Source organism: Aeromonas sp. s4 (assembly GCF_040907855.1).
GTDB lineage: Bacteria > Pseudomonadota > Gammaproteobacteria > Enterobacterales > Aeromonadaceae > Aeromonas > Aeromonas caviae.
Window position 1 is genome coordinate 48,541 of the sequence record NZ_JBFOCP010000030.1, and the last position, 13,513, is coordinate 62,053.

Annotated in this window: 14 protein-coding genes; 4 read left to right on the forward strand and 10 right to left on the reverse strand. The window is 60.6% G+C overall.

Going from position 1 to position 13,513, the window contains the following annotated elements:
- Window positions 1-60: 60 nt before the first annotated feature.
- Window positions 61-1,440 (reverse strand): signal recognition particle protein, encoded by a 1,380-nt coding sequence (gene ffh / locus AB5Y89_RS08890; RefSeq protein ID WP_010673083.1) that lies wholly within the window; start codon window positions 1,438-1,440, stop codon window positions 61-63.
- Between the two features lie 285 nt (window positions 1,441-1,725).
- Between ffh and ccsA the strand changes: the two genes are divergently transcribed.
- Both ccsA and AB5Y89_RS08900 read left to right on the forward strand, forming a co-directional pair.
- Entirely contained in the window at window positions 1,726-2,517 is a 792-nt protein-coding gene (ccsA, locus tag AB5Y89_RS08895) for an inner membrane protein YpjD (RefSeq protein WP_039040017.1), read from the forward strand.
- Window positions 2,518-2,556: 39 nt separating this feature from the next.
- A complete protein-coding gene (locus AB5Y89_RS08900; RefSeq protein ID WP_263308817.1) occupies window positions 2,557-3,837 on the forward strand; it encodes an HlyC/CorC family transporter in 1,281 nt (426 codons plus the stop codon).
- A 30-nt stretch (window positions 3,838-3,867) separates the two neighbouring features.
- Here AB5Y89_RS08900 and AB5Y89_RS08905 read toward each other — a convergent pair whose 3' ends face one another.
- Complete coding sequence (locus tag AB5Y89_RS08905) at window positions 3,868-4,335, reverse strand: Rrf2 family transcriptional regulator (RefSeq protein ID WP_039039978.1); 468 nt, start codon at window positions 4,333-4,335, stop codon at window positions 3,868-3,870.
- 111 nt (window positions 4,336-4,446) lie between these two features.
- Between AB5Y89_RS08905 and hmpA the strand changes: the two genes are divergently transcribed.
- The gene (gene hmpA, locus AB5Y89_RS08910; protein ID WP_368223563.1) at window positions 4,447-5,640 is read left to right on the forward strand and encodes an NO-inducible flavohemoprotein; all 1,194 of its coding nucleotides are present in this window, start codon (window positions 4,447-4,449) and stop codon (window positions 5,638-5,640) included.
- An 82-nt stretch (window positions 5,641-5,722) separates the two neighbouring features.
- Here the strand turns inward: hmpA and AB5Y89_RS08915 are convergent, their stop codons facing one another.
- From AB5Y89_RS08915 to AB5Y89_RS08940, 6 genes are all read right to left on the reverse strand, one after another.
- Entirely contained in the window at window positions 5,723-6,313 is a 591-nt protein-coding gene (locus tag AB5Y89_RS08915) for a tetratricopeptide repeat protein (protein WP_029313773.1), read from the reverse strand.
- Between the two features lie 409 nt (window positions 6,314-6,722).
- Window positions 6,723-7,658, reverse strand: coding sequence for a malate dehydrogenase (gene mdh / locus AB5Y89_RS08920; RefSeq protein WP_010673076.1), 936 nt, complete (start codon window positions 7,656-7,658; stop codon window positions 6,723-6,725).
- Window positions 7,659-7,900: 242 nt separating this feature from the next.
- Complete coding sequence (gene artM, locus AB5Y89_RS08925) at window positions 7,901-8,563, reverse strand: arginine ABC transporter permease ArtM (RefSeq protein ID WP_010673075.1); 663 nt, start codon at window positions 8,561-8,563, stop codon at window positions 7,901-7,903.
- Between the two features lie 2 nt (window positions 8,564-8,565).
- Window positions 8,566-9,216 (reverse strand): arginine ABC transporter permease ArtQ, encoded by a 651-nt coding sequence (gene artQ / locus AB5Y89_RS08930; protein WP_042014905.1) that lies wholly within the window; start codon window positions 9,214-9,216, stop codon window positions 8,566-8,568.
- 3 nt (window positions 9,217-9,219) lie between these two features.
- On the reverse strand, window positions 9,220-9,957 hold the full coding sequence (locus AB5Y89_RS08935; protein ID WP_010673073.1) for an arginine ABC transporter substrate-binding protein: 738 nt from the start codon (window positions 9,955-9,957) through the stop codon (window positions 9,220-9,222).
- A gap of 24 nt (window positions 9,958-9,981) precedes the next feature.
- On the reverse strand, window positions 9,982-10,722 hold the full coding sequence (locus AB5Y89_RS08940) for an ATP-binding cassette domain-containing protein (RefSeq protein WP_041214472.1): 741 nt from the start codon (window positions 10,720-10,722) through the stop codon (window positions 9,982-9,984).
- A 200-nt stretch (window positions 10,723-10,922) separates the two neighbouring features.
- Here AB5Y89_RS08940 and argR point away from each other — a divergent pair, with 200 nt between their 5' ends.
- Complete coding sequence (gene argR, locus AB5Y89_RS08945) at window positions 10,923-11,393, forward strand: transcriptional regulator ArgR (protein ID WP_005308670.1); 471 nt, start codon at window positions 10,923-10,925, stop codon at window positions 11,391-11,393.
- A 79-nt stretch (window positions 11,394-11,472) separates the two neighbouring features.
- On the opposite strand, the gene AB5Y89_RS08950 is transcribed toward argR, so the two are convergent.
- The gene (locus AB5Y89_RS08950; RefSeq protein ID WP_202044593.1) at window positions 11,473-12,378 is read right to left on the reverse strand and encodes a Dyp-type peroxidase; all 906 of its coding nucleotides are present in this window, start codon (window positions 12,376-12,378) and stop codon (window positions 11,473-11,475) included.
- Window positions 12,379-12,467: 89 nt separating this feature from the next.
- The gene (locus AB5Y89_RS08955) at window positions 12,468-13,502 is read right to left on the reverse strand and encodes an ABC transporter ATP-binding protein (RefSeq protein ID WP_104451894.1); all 1,035 of its coding nucleotides are present in this window, start codon (window positions 13,500-13,502) and stop codon (window positions 12,468-12,470) included.
- Window positions 13,503-13,513: the final 11 nt, after the last annotated feature.

Below are 13,513 nucleotides of genomic sequence, written 5' to 3' on the forward strand. Positions count from 1 at the left end.
CAGGGATTGGCATGAAAAAGGCTCACCAGGGTGAGCCTTTCTACCTGACCAGCAGGAAAATCAGAACGGACCGCGACCGCCACCACCGAATCCGGGGGGCAGCATGTTCTTCATCTGGCCCATCATCTTGCGCATGCCGCCCTTGCCGGACATTTTCTTCATCATGCGCTGCATCTCGGTGAACTGCTTGAGCAGCTTGTTCACATCCTGGACCTGCATGCCGGAGCCCGCAGCGATGCGGCGCTTGCGGGAGCCCTTGATGAGATCGGGATGGGCACGCTCTTTCGGCGTCATGGAGCTGATAATGGCCTCCATCCGCACGGTGAGCTTGTCATCCATCTGATCCTTGATGTTGTCCGGCAGGCCGGACATGCCAGGCAGCTTGTCGAGCATCCCCATCATGCCACCCATGTTGCGCATCTGGGCCAGCTGCTCACGGAAGTCTTCCAGATCGAAGCCCTTGCCACTCTTGACCTTGCTGGCCAGCTTGGCCGCCTTCTCTTTATCGACATTGCGCTCCACCTCTTCGATGAGAGAGAGCACATCCCCCATACCGAGGATGCGGGAGGCGAGACGATCCGGGTGGAACGGCTCCAGCGCGTCGGTCTTCTCGCCCATACCGATGAACTTGACCGGTTTGCCGGTGATGTGGCGCACCGACAGTGCGGCACCACCGCGAGCATCACCGTCTGCCTTGGTAAGGATCACACCGGTGAGCGGCAGCGCCTCGTTGAAGGCCTTGGCGGTATTGGCAGCATCCTGGCCTGTCATGGCATCCACCACGAACAGGGTTTCGACCGGCTTGATGGTGGCGTGCAGATCCTGGATCTCCGCCATCATTTCGCCATCGACGTGCAGACGACCGGCAGTATCGACGATCACCACGTCATAGAACTTCTTGCGCGCCTGATCGATGGCAGCAGTGGCAATGGCGATCGGTTTCTGGCTGGCATCACTCGGGAAGAAGTCGACACCGATGTCGCCCGCAAGGGTCTCAAGCTGCTTGATCGCCGCCGGACGGTAGACGTCCGCACTGACCACCAGCACCTTCTTCTTGCTGCGCTCCTTGAGCAGTTTGGCCAGTTTGCCAACCGTAGTGGTCTTACCGGCCCCCTGAAGACCTGCCATCAGGATGATGGCCGGCGGCTGGGCAGCCAGGTTGAGCTGTTCGTTGGCCTCCCCCATCACGGTGACCAGTTCGCCATGGACTATCTTGATGAAGGCCTGGCCCGGGCTCAGGGATTTGGCCACTTCCTGGCCCACGGCTCGTTCCTTGACGCGCGCCACGAAATCGCGCACCACCGGCAGGGCAACGTCCGCCTCGAGCAGCGCCATGCGGACTTCGCGCAGGGTATCCTTGATATTCTCTTCGGTCAGACGGCCGCGGCCGCTGACGTTGCGCAGGGTGCGCGAGAGTCGTTCAGTCAAATTCTCAAACATGACGCTTTCCGGTTCTTGGCGTGACACTGGGGGCATTATACCCCGGTCAGCACTCTAGGGACGATTACTCGCCGCTTGCCGCGGCGGCCTGCCATCGAGCGGGCAGGTCAACAAATGGAGGGCAGTATACCCCAGTCAACGCCGGAGGACGATTATTCGCCGCACGGTGACCATCAACGCCTACTTATATGTGGGCAGTTAGCCTCTGGCACAACTGGCGAGCATATCTTGTGCAAGGTATACTGCCCCTCTTATCCATAAAGCTTGTTTGACAACGACCTGGTTATGATCGTGATCTCTGTTCTGGCCCTGGCGTTTTACCTGCTGGCCATCATCGCTTCACTGCACCTGCTGCTCAGCGCCAAGCCCGTCGGGCAAGTATCGCTGTTCGCCTGTGTCGGCCTGGCCCTGACCGCCCATGGCATGGCGGTGGGCAGCGAAGTGCTGGCCACCCATTCCGGCCAGAATCTCAGCATGTTGAACGTGGCCTCGCTAGTCAGCCTTATCATCAGTTGCTTCATGACCTGCGTCACCCGACGCTTCAACGGCTGGATCCTGCTGCCCGTCGTCTACAGTTTTTCAGCCCTGCTGCTGGCAGCCAGCGCGCTCATTCCCGGGCGCTACATCACCCATCTGGAAGCGCACCCCCAGTTACTGCTGCACATAGGCCTCGCGCTGATGGCCTATTCGGTACTGATGATCGCCTGCTTGTTTGCCCTCCAGCTTGCCTGCCTGGACAGGCAACTGAAATCCAGAAAGATCAGCCACCTGCCAGCCATGCCACCCCTGATGACGGTGGAGAAGCGCCTGTTTCAGCTCATTTCCGCAGGTCTGCTGCTGCTGACCCTCTCCATCGCATCCGGCCTGTTCTTCCTGGAAGACATGTTTGCCCAGGGCAAGTCCCACAAGGCCATCCTCTCTATCCTGGCCTGGTGCGTCTACGCTCTGCTGCTCTGGGGTCACCATACCCGTGGCTGGCGCGGCCGCAAGGTCATCATGCTGAGCCTCATCGGCAGCTTCATCCTGACACTGGCCTATTTTGGCAGCCGTTTCGTCAAGGAAGTGCTGCTTAGCTGACACACGAACATTCCCCAACCATCCTTACAGGAGCCCTTCTTGGACAGTATCTCAACGAGTACATTGCTGATTGTTCTCGTTATCTTGATCCTTTTGTCAGCCTTCTTCTCCAGTTCCGAAACCGGCATGATGTCCCTCAACCGCTACAAGCTGCGGCATCTGGCCCAGACCAAGCACAAGGCTGCCCGCCGGGTCGAGAAGCTGCTGGCCAGGCCGGACCGCCTGCTTGGCCTCATTCTCATCGGCAACAATCTGGTCAACATCCTGGCCTCCGCCATCGCGACCATCGTCTGCATCCGGCTTTTCGGGGATCTCGGCGTCGCCATTGCCACCTTCGGGCTGACCCTGGTGGTACTGGTATTCGGGGAAGTCACCCCCAAGACACTGGCGGCCATGTTCCCCGAGCGGATAGCCTACCCTGCCTCCTGGATCCTCAAGGGGCTGATGGTGCCGTTCGCCCCCCTTGTCTGGCTCATCAACAGCATCACGAACCTGCTGCTGAAACTCTTGCGTCTCGAGCACAACAAGGATGATTCCCTCAATTCCGAAGAGCTGCGCACCATCGTCAACGAGGCGGGCAATCTCATTCCCAAGCACCACCAGGAGATGCTGATAAGCATCCTGGATCTCGACAAGATGACGGTGGAGAACATCATGGTCCCGCGCAGCGAGATCTCCGCCATCGACATCAATGACGACTGGAAGATCATACTGCGCCAGCTGGCCCACTGCGCCCACACCAAGATCCTGCTCTATCGCGACAACATCGATGACGTCGTCGGCTTCCTGCACTCACGGGACGCCCTGAGACTGGTCGCCCGGGATCAGTTCAGCAAGTCCAGCCTGCTGCGGGAAGTCGACCCCATCTATTTCATCCCCCAGGGGACCCCCCTCAACGTGCAGTTGGCCAAGTTCCAGCGCAACAAGGAGCGAATTGGCCTTATCGTCGACGAATATGGCGATATTCAGGGGCTGATCACCCTGGACGACATCCTGGAAGAGATTGTCGGTGACTTCACCACCTCCATGACACCGACCCCGAGTGACGAGATCCATCCCCAGCCGGACGGCTCCTTCCTGGTCGAAGGCTCCGCCAGCATCCGCGAGCTGAACAAGGAGATGGACTGGCACCTGCCCATGGACGGCCCACGGACCCTCAATGGCGCCATCCTGGAGTACCTTGAGGAGATCCCCCAACCCAACATCAGTGTCAGGCTGGCGGGCTACCCTATCGAGATTCTCGAAGTGGAGAACAACATGGTGAAGATGGCGAGGATCATGCCGCACCTGTACCGGGACGACTCAGGGTACGAGGATTGAAAAAAGGCTGCCAATGGCAGCCTTTTTGTTTCACTCGCTCTCGTCATCCGGCTCCAGCACCAGAGTGGGGATGAGCTCACCGAACACCTGCTGCAACTCGTCACGGTTTGCCAGCAAATCCTGCAGCGTATAACCATCCATCACCGCGAGGAAGGCGTTCATCGCCTCCTTCAAGGCACTCTTGAGCAGGCAGACGGAGACGATATGGCAGACCGGGGAGCTGCAGTCGATCCCGTCCAGATTGCCTTCCAATGCCCGGATCACTTGCCCGATATTGATCTCGTCGGGGGAGCGCGCCATGCGGATGCCACCATTCTTGCCTCGTTGTGACTGCAGATAGCCCAGTTTTACCAACTGGTTCACCACCTTCACCATGTGGTTGCGGGATACGTCGTACAAGGCGGATACCTTGGCCACGCTCGACAGTTCCCCCTCCGGCAGGGTAGCCAGATAGAGCAGGGCCCTCAATCCAAAATCGGTATAGCTCGTTAGTCTCATAGTGCCTGTAGCGCCTAGCGCGAAGAATTGATGATTGATCCAGATCAATTAAACATTTAGGATGCAACTTAATAAGTGACATTCCAGATGTTCAATTAGAAAGGACCTCCTATGTTAGACCAAGCCACCATCGCCGTCATCAAGAGCACCATTCCTTTGCTCGAATCGGCGGGCCCTGACCTCACACGGCACTTTTATCAGCGCATGTTCAGCCACAATCCCGAGTTGAAGGATCTCTTCAACCTGGCTCACCAGCGTAGCGGGGGACAGCCCTTGGCACTGTTCAGTGCGGTGGCGGCCTATGCCAGGAACATCGACAATCTGGGGGCCCTGGCCGGAGCCGTTGAACGCATCGCCCACAAACACACGGGTTTCCTGATCCAGCCGGAACAATATCACATTGTGGGTAGTCATCTCTTGGCCACGCTCAAAGAAATGGGTGGCAACGCTGTCACGGAGGAGGTCCTTACCGCCTGGGGCAAGGCTTACGGTGTGCTGGCCGACATCTTCATCGGCCGGGAGAGCGAGCTCTATCGGGAGAAGGCAAGCCAGGACGGTGGTTGGCAGGGAACCCGCCCTTTCATCATCAAGGAGAAGCGTCAGGAGAGTGAACTCATCACCTCTTTCGTCCTGGCCCCCCTCGATGGCAACCCCGTGTTGCGTTTCAAACCGGGGCAATATCTCAGTATCAAGCTGGTTCATCCCACCCTCGAGCATCAGGAGATCCGCCAGTACTCCCTCTCGGACGCCCCCAATGGCCGCGACTACCGCATCAGCGTCAAGCGCGAACCCAGGGGTCAGGCCTCCAACCTGTTGCATGATCATCTTCACATCGGTGACACGCTCGACATCATGCCGCCGGCCGGCGACTTCTTCCTGCAAGAAGAGACAGACACGCCTGTGGTGCTGATCTCCGCCGGGGTCGGCCTCACCCCCCTGCTGAGCATGCTCAACCACTTGCTGGCCGATGGCCCGGATATGGGTATTCGCTGGCTTCACGCCTGCGAACATGGCGCCCACCACGCGTTCAGGGACGAGATCCGGGCAAAGAGCAGGCAACACGGGAAACTGGAGAGCCGGATCTGGTATCGGGAGCCGGGGGAGCAGGATGTCAAAGGAGAGGATTACGACTTCAGTGGCACTCTGGCACTGGAGCAGGTCACCGACCTCATTCCGGCCGACGCCCACTACTATTTCTGCGGCCCTGTCCCGTTCATGAAGGCAGTCAAAGCTCAGCTGGAGAATGTGGGCGTGCCTGCCGGGCGGATGCACTACGAGGTCTTCGGCCCCCATCAGGGCCTCTGATCCCTCCCCTGACCGGGAAAATGCACAAGGCCCACAAGCACAGCTTCGTGGGCCTTGTAATATCAAAGCGGGCTACCAGAACTCAGTGCATCGCCTTAGCACGGGCGATGGCATTGGCGGGCATCCGGTTGCCGAGCCGGCTGAGCAGGCTCGCCGCCTTCTGGTGCATGGCCTTGTCGCCGATGACGGCGCCGTGCAGCCAGTGATACGCCTCCTCATAATCCAGGGGACTCCCCATGCCCTGCAGCAACATCTCCACCCACTCCATCTGTGCCCGCAAGAAGCCGAGGCTCGCGGCTTCCCGCATCAGGGTCTCGGCCCGCACCAGATCCTTCTGGACCAGGATCCCCTTCCAGTAATAGCGGCCAAGCTGTTCCAGCGCCGGCGCCAGCCCCTGGTTGGCGGCCTCCCACATGTACTGCACCCCGATCTGGGCGTCCGGCTTGGTGCAAACTCCCCAGGCCAGCATGTCTCCCCAGAGGAACTGATAGGCAGGGATCTTCATCACCGAGGCCCGCGCCTCGATATCCTGGGTGAGCTGGCACCTGTCCTGCTTCACCCGGGCCAGATGGCGCCCCTGCTCTATCCAGTTGAGCAGTTCGTCCTGGCGATAGAGCGGCACGGCCTGCAACTCTCCCGCAGCAGCGGATGCCTGCGTCGTCGCCCTGGGCAACGGCGCAGCTGCCGGTGCGGACGGTACAGGTGCGGATGCGGATGGCGCCTGGGCTGGCGCTGCTGACACAGGGAGGGATGGCGTGGCGACAGAAGAGGCTGGCGTCAGGGCTGGCTGGGCCGATGATGAGGCCGGTGACAAGGGTGCAGACGCCGCGGATGGCGGCGCGGCTGCAACAGCCACCGCCTGGGTGGGCGCGGCGGCCGAGGTGGGCTCCGCCCCCTGCAAGGGGAAGCTGCACACACCGATAATGGCGATGAGGGTTCTTGGTTTTATCATAGGGATCTCCTGCTGCCTTCTGTTATCGGCAGCCAGGGCCATCTCCTTAGCCCGCCACATTAGCCCGCCACACCCAACCCCGAAAATGACAAAGGGGAGCCTGGGCTCCCCTTGCGGTCGACGTAGAGACTTACTTGACGAAGTCGACGCCCAGCTGGATGTCAGCCTTCAGGGTGGCCAGCATGCTGTCCATCGCTTCCTGCTCGAAGGCGCTCAGCTTGCCGTAGTCCAGCACGGTTTCGACACCGTTCTTGCCAAGCAGCACCGGCTGCGCGAAGAAGGTGGCGTGCTCACCGTTGCCTTCCACATAGGCACACTCGATGACGTTGGCTTCCCCTTGCAGACCCTTGATGAGCGACAGACCGAAACGGCAGGCTGCCTGACCCATGGAGAGAGTGGCGGAACCACCACCGGCCTTGGCTTCCACCACTTCGGTACCGGCATTCTGAATGCGCTTGGTCATGGCAGCCACTTCCTCAGCGGTGAAGCTGGCGCCTTCAACCTGGGAGAGCAGCGGCAGAATGGTCACGCCACTGTGACCGCCGATGACGTTGACACGAACCTTGTCAACGTTCAGGCCCTTGGCTTCGGCCACGAAGGTCTCGCCACGGATCACATCCAGGGTGGTCACGCCGAACAGGCGACGCTTGTCATAGACACCGGCTTTCTTCAACACTTCGGCGGCGATGGCGACCGTGGTGTTGACCGGGTTGGTGATGATGCCGATCAGTGCTTTCGGGCAAGAAGCGGCACACTTCTCCACCAGATTCTTGACGATACCGGCGTTGATGTTGAACAGGTCGGAACGGTCCATGCCGGGCTTGCGCGCCACGCCGGCAGAGATCAGCACGACATCGGCGCCGACCAGAGCCGGGCTCGGATCTTCACCGCAGAAACCTTTTACTTTCACGTCAGTCGGGATGTGGCTCAGGTCCGCCGCCACGCCCGGAGTGACCGGGGCAATGTCATACAGGCTCAGTTCGGAACCGGCAGGCAGGCGGTTTTTCAACAGCAGAGCGAGGGCTTGGCCGATGCCACCGGCGGCACCCAGAACGGCAACTTTCATGATCAACTCCATGTCTAAGCGTAGGTTTAAGGTTGTTTCTAGTTGGGTTAACGCTGATTCTTATTGTGCGCCTCACCTTAAAGGATCCCCTCCTAAAAAACAATCTGATAACAGTTGTAATCACGGGTTCTGTGAGCCAGGGAACAAGCGGCGATGAAAGCGGAGAGGAATATGCGATAAATGGGAGGAAAGACACAGATTTTCTGTGCTTCCCTCACCATTAAGGGGTAAATGTGACTGCTTCAGGACTGGAAAGCCAGTGCCCGACGCTCACACCAGCGGAAACCAATTGTTAACAATCCATTCATGGTCAGATAGAGCGCTCCGGCCACGGTGAACACCGCCAGGGTGTCATAGGTCTGGGCGTTGAGACGCTGGGCCAGCCCCATGATGTCCATGATGGTGATGGTACTGGCGAGCGAACTCCCCTTGAGCACCAGGATCACCTCGTTGGAATAGGCGGGGACCAGCCGACGGGCGGCATGGCGGGTCTTCATCCACAGGGTCTGTCCGGCCGAGAAGCCGAGCGCACGGCAGGCCTCCACTTCACCGGCGGGGATGGCGTCGAGCGCCCCTTTGAACAGCCGGGTGGAGTAGGCTGCGGTATTGAAACCGAGCGCCAGCACGGCGCAGAACCAGGGTTGCTTGAGCAGCGGCCAGAGCGGCCCCGCCTTGAGCCATTCAAACTGGCCAGGCCCGTAGTAGATGAGGAAGATCTGGATGAGCAGCGGCGTACCGGTAAAGACCAGCACCCAGAGCTGCACCAGCTGGGTCGCCACCGGAATGCGACGCTCCAGCACCCAGGTCATGCCGGCCGCCATCAGCACGCCCAGCAACAAGCTGAACGCGGTGAGCTGCAGGGTGATCGCCAGCCCTCCCAGCAGGGTCATCAGGTAATCCTGCATGGTCAGCCTCCGTAACGGCGGGTATAGCGGGACGCCTGCTTCAAGCCGAATTCACTCACCAGACTGATGGCCAGATAGATGAGGGCGGCAGCGGCGTACCAGGTGAAGGGTTGATAGGTGCTGGCCGAAGCCATCTGTGCCTGACGCATCATCTCGTTCACCCCGATGAGGGAGACCAGGGCGGTGTCTTTCAGCAGCACCAGCCACTGGTTGCCGAGCCCGGGCAGGGCGTGACGCCAGGCCTGGGGCAGCACGATGCGAAAGAAGGTGTGCCCCTTGCCCAGGCCGAGCGCCTGCGCCGCCAGCCGCTGCCCAGGGGGCACCGCATTGAGGGCGGCACGCAGGGTCTGGGTGGCGTAGCTCGCAAACAGCAGGGAGAGCGCCAGCACACCGCAGGCGAACGGGCTGAACTCCACATACTCCCCGGTGATGAGGAACAGCACCTGGGTCGAGCCGAAGTAGATGAAGAGCACCACCAACAACTCGGGCAGACCACGGATCAAGGTGGTCAGGGTGGCCACGGGCCACACCAACGCACGCTGCTTGCTCAACTCAGCCGCACTGAATGCCAGTGCCAGCACCATGCCACCGACCAGGGATGCCAGGGCCAGCCCGAGGGTCATCCAGGCTGCATCCAACAACAGGCTCAACATGGCTTACTGCGCGAAGTACTTGTCATAGATCTTCTGATAGGTGCCGTTGGCCTTGATCTCGGCCAGCCCCTTGTTCAGCTGGGTCAGCAGTTCCTGGTTGCCCTTGGCCACCGCGATGCCAAAACCGGTACCGAAGTACTTGGCGTCGGTCACCGGGGTACCCACCACGGCGTATTCCTTGTGCTGCTTGAGCCAGTCGGCGGCCACCGCCGTATCGGCAAACACGCCGTCAGTACGGCCATTCATCATGTCGAGGAAGGCGCTCTGGTAGCTGGCGTAGGGCACGGTCAGCAGACCCTTGCTCACCCAGTTGTCCACCAGATAGGATTGGTGGGAGGTGCCGTTCTGCACGCCGACTGTCTTGTCCACCAGATCGTCCGGCCCCTTGAAGGTCTCTTTCTTGGCGACGAACACCGCGGAGTTCTCGTAATAGATGTCGGAGAAGTCGACCTGGGCAGCCCGCTCCGGGGTCACGTCCATGGCGGCGATGACGGCGTCATAGCGACGGAACTTGAGGCTGGGGATCAGGCTGTCGAAGGCCTGGTTGTGGAAGCTGCACTCCAGCTTGGCCTGCTCGCAGACCGCGCGGGCCAGATCGATGTCAAACCCCTGGAACTCGTTCTTGTCATCCAGGTATTCGAACGGCGCATAGGTTGCCTCGGTGGCGAACTTGATCTCTTTGGCCAGCACAGAAGTGCTCAGCAGACCCATGGCGGCGATCAGCAACAGACTCTTTTTCATGACAGCTTCCTTATCGACTCAATATCAATGCATCAAGAATTCGGCAAACCGGCTGGTTTGCGGGGACTGGAAGATGGCGGCGGTGCCGGATTCGATGATCCGCCCCTTCTCCAGATAGATCACCTGACTGGCCACCTTGCGGGCGAACTCCACCTCGTGGGTCACCACCACCTGAGTGATGCCTGTCTGGCTCAGGGTGCGGATGATCTCCGCCACCTCTTTGGTAATTTCGGGATCCAGGGCAGCCGTCGGTTCGTCAAACAGCAGCACCTGGGGATCCATCATCAGGGTCCGGGCAATGGCGACCCGCTGCTGCTGGCCACCGGAAAGCCGTGCGGGCCAGGCGTCCCGTTTGTCGGCCAGTTGCAGCTGGGCCAGCAGATAGGCCCCTTTCTCGATGGCCGCCTCGCGGCTCATGCCGAGCACCTTGACGGGCGCTTCAATCAGATTCTCCATCACGGTGAGGTGCGGCCACAGATTGTACTGCTGGAACACCATGCCCACCTTGCGGCGCAGCGCCTGTGCCTGACGGTTGAATTCGGCAGTAGAGAGGCTGGACGGGAAAGAAAATTCACTGTCTGCGATGCGCAACACACCGGCATCCGGCGTGTCCAGCAAGTTCATCATGCGCAGCAGAGAGCTCTTGCCTGCCCCGCTCGGGCCCAGCAATACCAAGGTCTCGCCGGGAGCAGTCCGAAAGCTCACCTGCTGCAGTACCGGCACCTTGTGCCAGGATTTTTCGATGCCGATTAATTCGATACCCATACAGCCCAATTGAATAAGTTTTCAAAATTTCGTCCTGATTCTAGCGCCAGCATAAGTTGATGCAAGCTATATTTGAATCAATATGCAGAACAAGCGCCGCTTCCTTGCCAAAACAGGCATATGAATGCAAAATAGCAGCGCTGTTCGTATCTGCCGCCTGAGCGTGACAGGCGGTCACTCCCCTCATTCGTGAGTCCAAGATGAAACATAACGACAAGCAAGAAAAACTGGCCAAGGCCTTTAAAGCCTTGCTGAAAGAGGAGCGTTTCGGCTCCCAGGCAGAGATAGTGACTGCCCTGCAAGAGATGGGCTTCGAGAACATCAACCAGTCCAAGGTCTCGCGCATGCTGAGCCGCTTCGGCGCCGTTCGCACCCGCAATGCCAAGATGGAGATGGTCTACTGTCTGCCGGTGGAACTGGGCGTACCCACCACCTCCAGCCCCCTCAAGAACCTGGTGCTGGATGTCGACCACAACGGCGCTCTGGTGGTGATCCACACCAGCCCCGGCGCAGCTCAGCTGATCGCCCGCCTGCTTGACTCCCTCGGCAAGGCCGAAGGGATCCTCGGCACCATCGCCGGTGATGACACCATCTTCATCACCCCGACTAGCGATACCGACATCGAGGAGCTCTACCTCTCCGCCCTCGAGCTGTTCGAGCAGACGCCCTGATCCGGTCGCCTTGGGCGATCCGCACAAAAATCCCGGCCTTGGCCGGGATTTTTTGTTTTGAACGGTCGGCAGGCCGGGTTTATTTGCCCTCTGCCACCAGAAAATCGACGGAAGGGGCGAAGAAGGCCGCGCCGGTCACCGCCCGGGTGAAGCGCAGCAGGTGGTCGAAGTGGCTGCCTTCCCCTTTGTACATACTGGCCAGCATGGCGTTGAAGTGCAGCGGCGTGCGGCAGCAGGAGATGAAGTAGAGCCCCTGCTCGCTCATGGTGCCCCAGGGCATGCTCTGGCGCAGGATCTCCATGGACTCCCCCTTCGGAGTCTTGAGGTTGACCCGCTTGATGTGGGAGGTGAGCGGCTTGTCGGCGGACTCGTATTCGATGTTGTCGACCTTGGTGCGACCTATGATGTCTTCCTGCTCCTTCAGGGCCAGCTTCTCCCAGTCGCTCATGGCGTGGACCCAGCGCTGCACGTGGATGTAGGAGCCAGCGGCGAACTCGCCGCCGTCCAGCAACGCCACCTCGGCGCGGTGCTCATCCTGCGGGTTCTCGGTGCCGTCGACGAAACCGGTCAGATCCCGGCAATCCTGGTTGCGAAAACCGCGGACTTCCTCGGCCAATTCAACAAGCCCGGCCAGCAGGGCCATGACGCGATGACCGGCATGATGCAGCACGTCCACCCGATCAGCACGCAATTGTACGAAGAGATCGAACGGGGTATTGGGGGCCTCCTGACCGTTGGCGGATTGCGCCATGAAACCGCGGAACTGGGGCGGCCGGGCGGCAGGATAGAGATCATCCCAGGCGTCGGCCCCGACGGCGACCAGACCGCTGAAGGCCGCATCGGGGAAGTCGGCGCTCACCGCCTCCCAGAGTGCTGGCAGGCTGGCCAGGCGGGAGGTCAGGGCAGCGGCGTCACCGGTGCGATTGAACATCAGATAGAGGGCGTGCAGATTCGGCTCTGCGCAGATCCCGGCTTGGGCTTTCATGTCTCTCTCCAAGTGCGTTGGCTATGGGCGTGGCGCGATTATAAACCAGCGCGCTTCCAGTTCATTGATTTCACGACAATACCACGCACTCAGGGCAAGGGGTCAAACAACACCAGGGCATGAGGCGCCACGGTCACCCGCGCGCGCTCCCCTTCCAGGGGCTCACCGATGCTGGCTTCCAGTTGCTGGCCGCCACACTCCACCAGAACCCGACAGTGATGGCCCAGGAACTGTTGCTCACGCACCCGGATCTCACCGTCATCCGCCGCCGTCAGCGCCAACTGCTGGGGTCTGAGCATGAGCTGCAACCGCTCCCCCACCGCGCGGCCATGGGGCTCCTGACCGCAGATGGTTCCAAGGAGGGTCTGCACGCAGTGGCTGTCCACCACCTCGGCCGCCAGATAATTGACCCCGCCGAGAAACTCCGCCACGAAGCGGTTCCCGGGGCGGCGATAGAGCTGCTCCGGCTCCCCCACCTGTTCGATGCGACCGGCGCGAAACAGAGCCAGCCGGTCGGCGAAGGCGAAGGCCTCTTCCTTGCTGTGGCTGACGAAGATGGCACCAATGCCTTGCTGTTTGAGCAGGGCGCGGATCTCGAGGATCAGTTTCATCCGCACCTGGGTGTCGATGTTGGAGAAGGGCTCGTCCAGCAGCATCAGGCGCGGCTTGCACACCAGGGCGCGGGCGATGGCCACCCGCTGCTGCTGGCCGCCGGAGAGCTGGTGGGGATAGCGCTCCCCCAACCCCTGCAGGTTGACCAGCGCCAGCGCCTCTTCCACCTGCTGCTGGCGGCTGCCGCGATCCTGCCCGGTCAGGCCGAAGCCGACGTTCTCGGCCACCGTCAGGTGAGGAAAGAGAGCGTAATCCTGGAAGATCATGCCGATATGGCGGGCCTCCGGCGGCACACTCACTCCGGGGGCATCGAGCAGGGTCTCTCCCAGCCGGATCTCCCCCTGGGCCAGGGGCAGCAGACCGGCCACCGCCTTGAGCAGCGTGGTCTTGCCACAGCCGCTGGCCCCCAGCAGACAGACGATCTCGTTGTCGGCCACCTGCAGGGAGAGCTGCTCCAGCACGGGGCGGCCATTGTAGTGACAGCTGACCTTCTCGATATTCAGGCAGGACAAGGTTCTTTTCC

What these genes read in the sequence shown, in the direction of transcription:
- mdh (WP_010673076.1), bottom strand. Translation starts at nt 7,658, where the DNA reads ATGAAAGTTGCCGTTCTGGGTGCCGCCGGTGGCATCGGCCAAGCCCTC.
- AB5Y89_RS08950 (WP_202044593.1), bottom strand. Translation starts at nt 12,378, where the DNA reads ATGAAAGCCCAAGCCGGGATCTGCGCAGAGCCGAATCTGCACGCCCTC.
- AB5Y89_RS08905 (WP_039039978.1), bottom strand. Translation starts at nt 4,335, where the DNA reads ATGAGACTAACGAGCTATACCGATTTTGGATTGAGGGCCCTGCTCTAT.
- ffh (WP_010673083.1), bottom strand. Translation starts at nt 1,440, where the DNA reads ATGTTTGAGAATTTGACTGAACGACTCTCGCGCACCCTGCGCAACGTC.
- ccsA (WP_039040017.1), top strand. Translation starts at nt 1,726, where the DNA reads ATGATCGTGATCTCTGTTCTGGCCCTGGCGTTTTACCTGCTGGCCATC.
- hmpA (WP_368223563.1), top strand. Translation starts at nt 4,447, where the DNA reads ATGTTAGACCAAGCCACCATCGCCGTCATCAAGAGCACCATTCCTTTG.
- artM (WP_010673075.1), bottom strand. Translation starts at nt 8,563, where the DNA reads ATGCAGGATTACCTGATGACCCTGCTGGGAGGGCTGGCGATCACCCTG.
- AB5Y89_RS08940 (WP_041214472.1), bottom strand. Translation starts at nt 10,722, where the DNA reads ATGGGTATCGAATTAATCGGCATCGAAAAATCCTGGCACAAGGTGCCG.
- artQ (WP_042014905.1), bottom strand. Translation starts at nt 9,216, where the DNA reads ATGTTGAGCCTGTTGTTGGATGCAGCCTGGATGACCCTCGGGCTGGCC.
- AB5Y89_RS08935 (WP_010673073.1), bottom strand. Translation starts at nt 9,957, where the DNA reads ATGAAAAAGAGTCTGTTGCTGATCGCCGCCATGGGTCTGCTGAGCACT.
- argR (WP_005308670.1), top strand. Translation starts at nt 10,923, where the DNA reads ATGAAACATAACGACAAGCAAGAAAAACTGGCCAAGGCCTTTAAAGCC.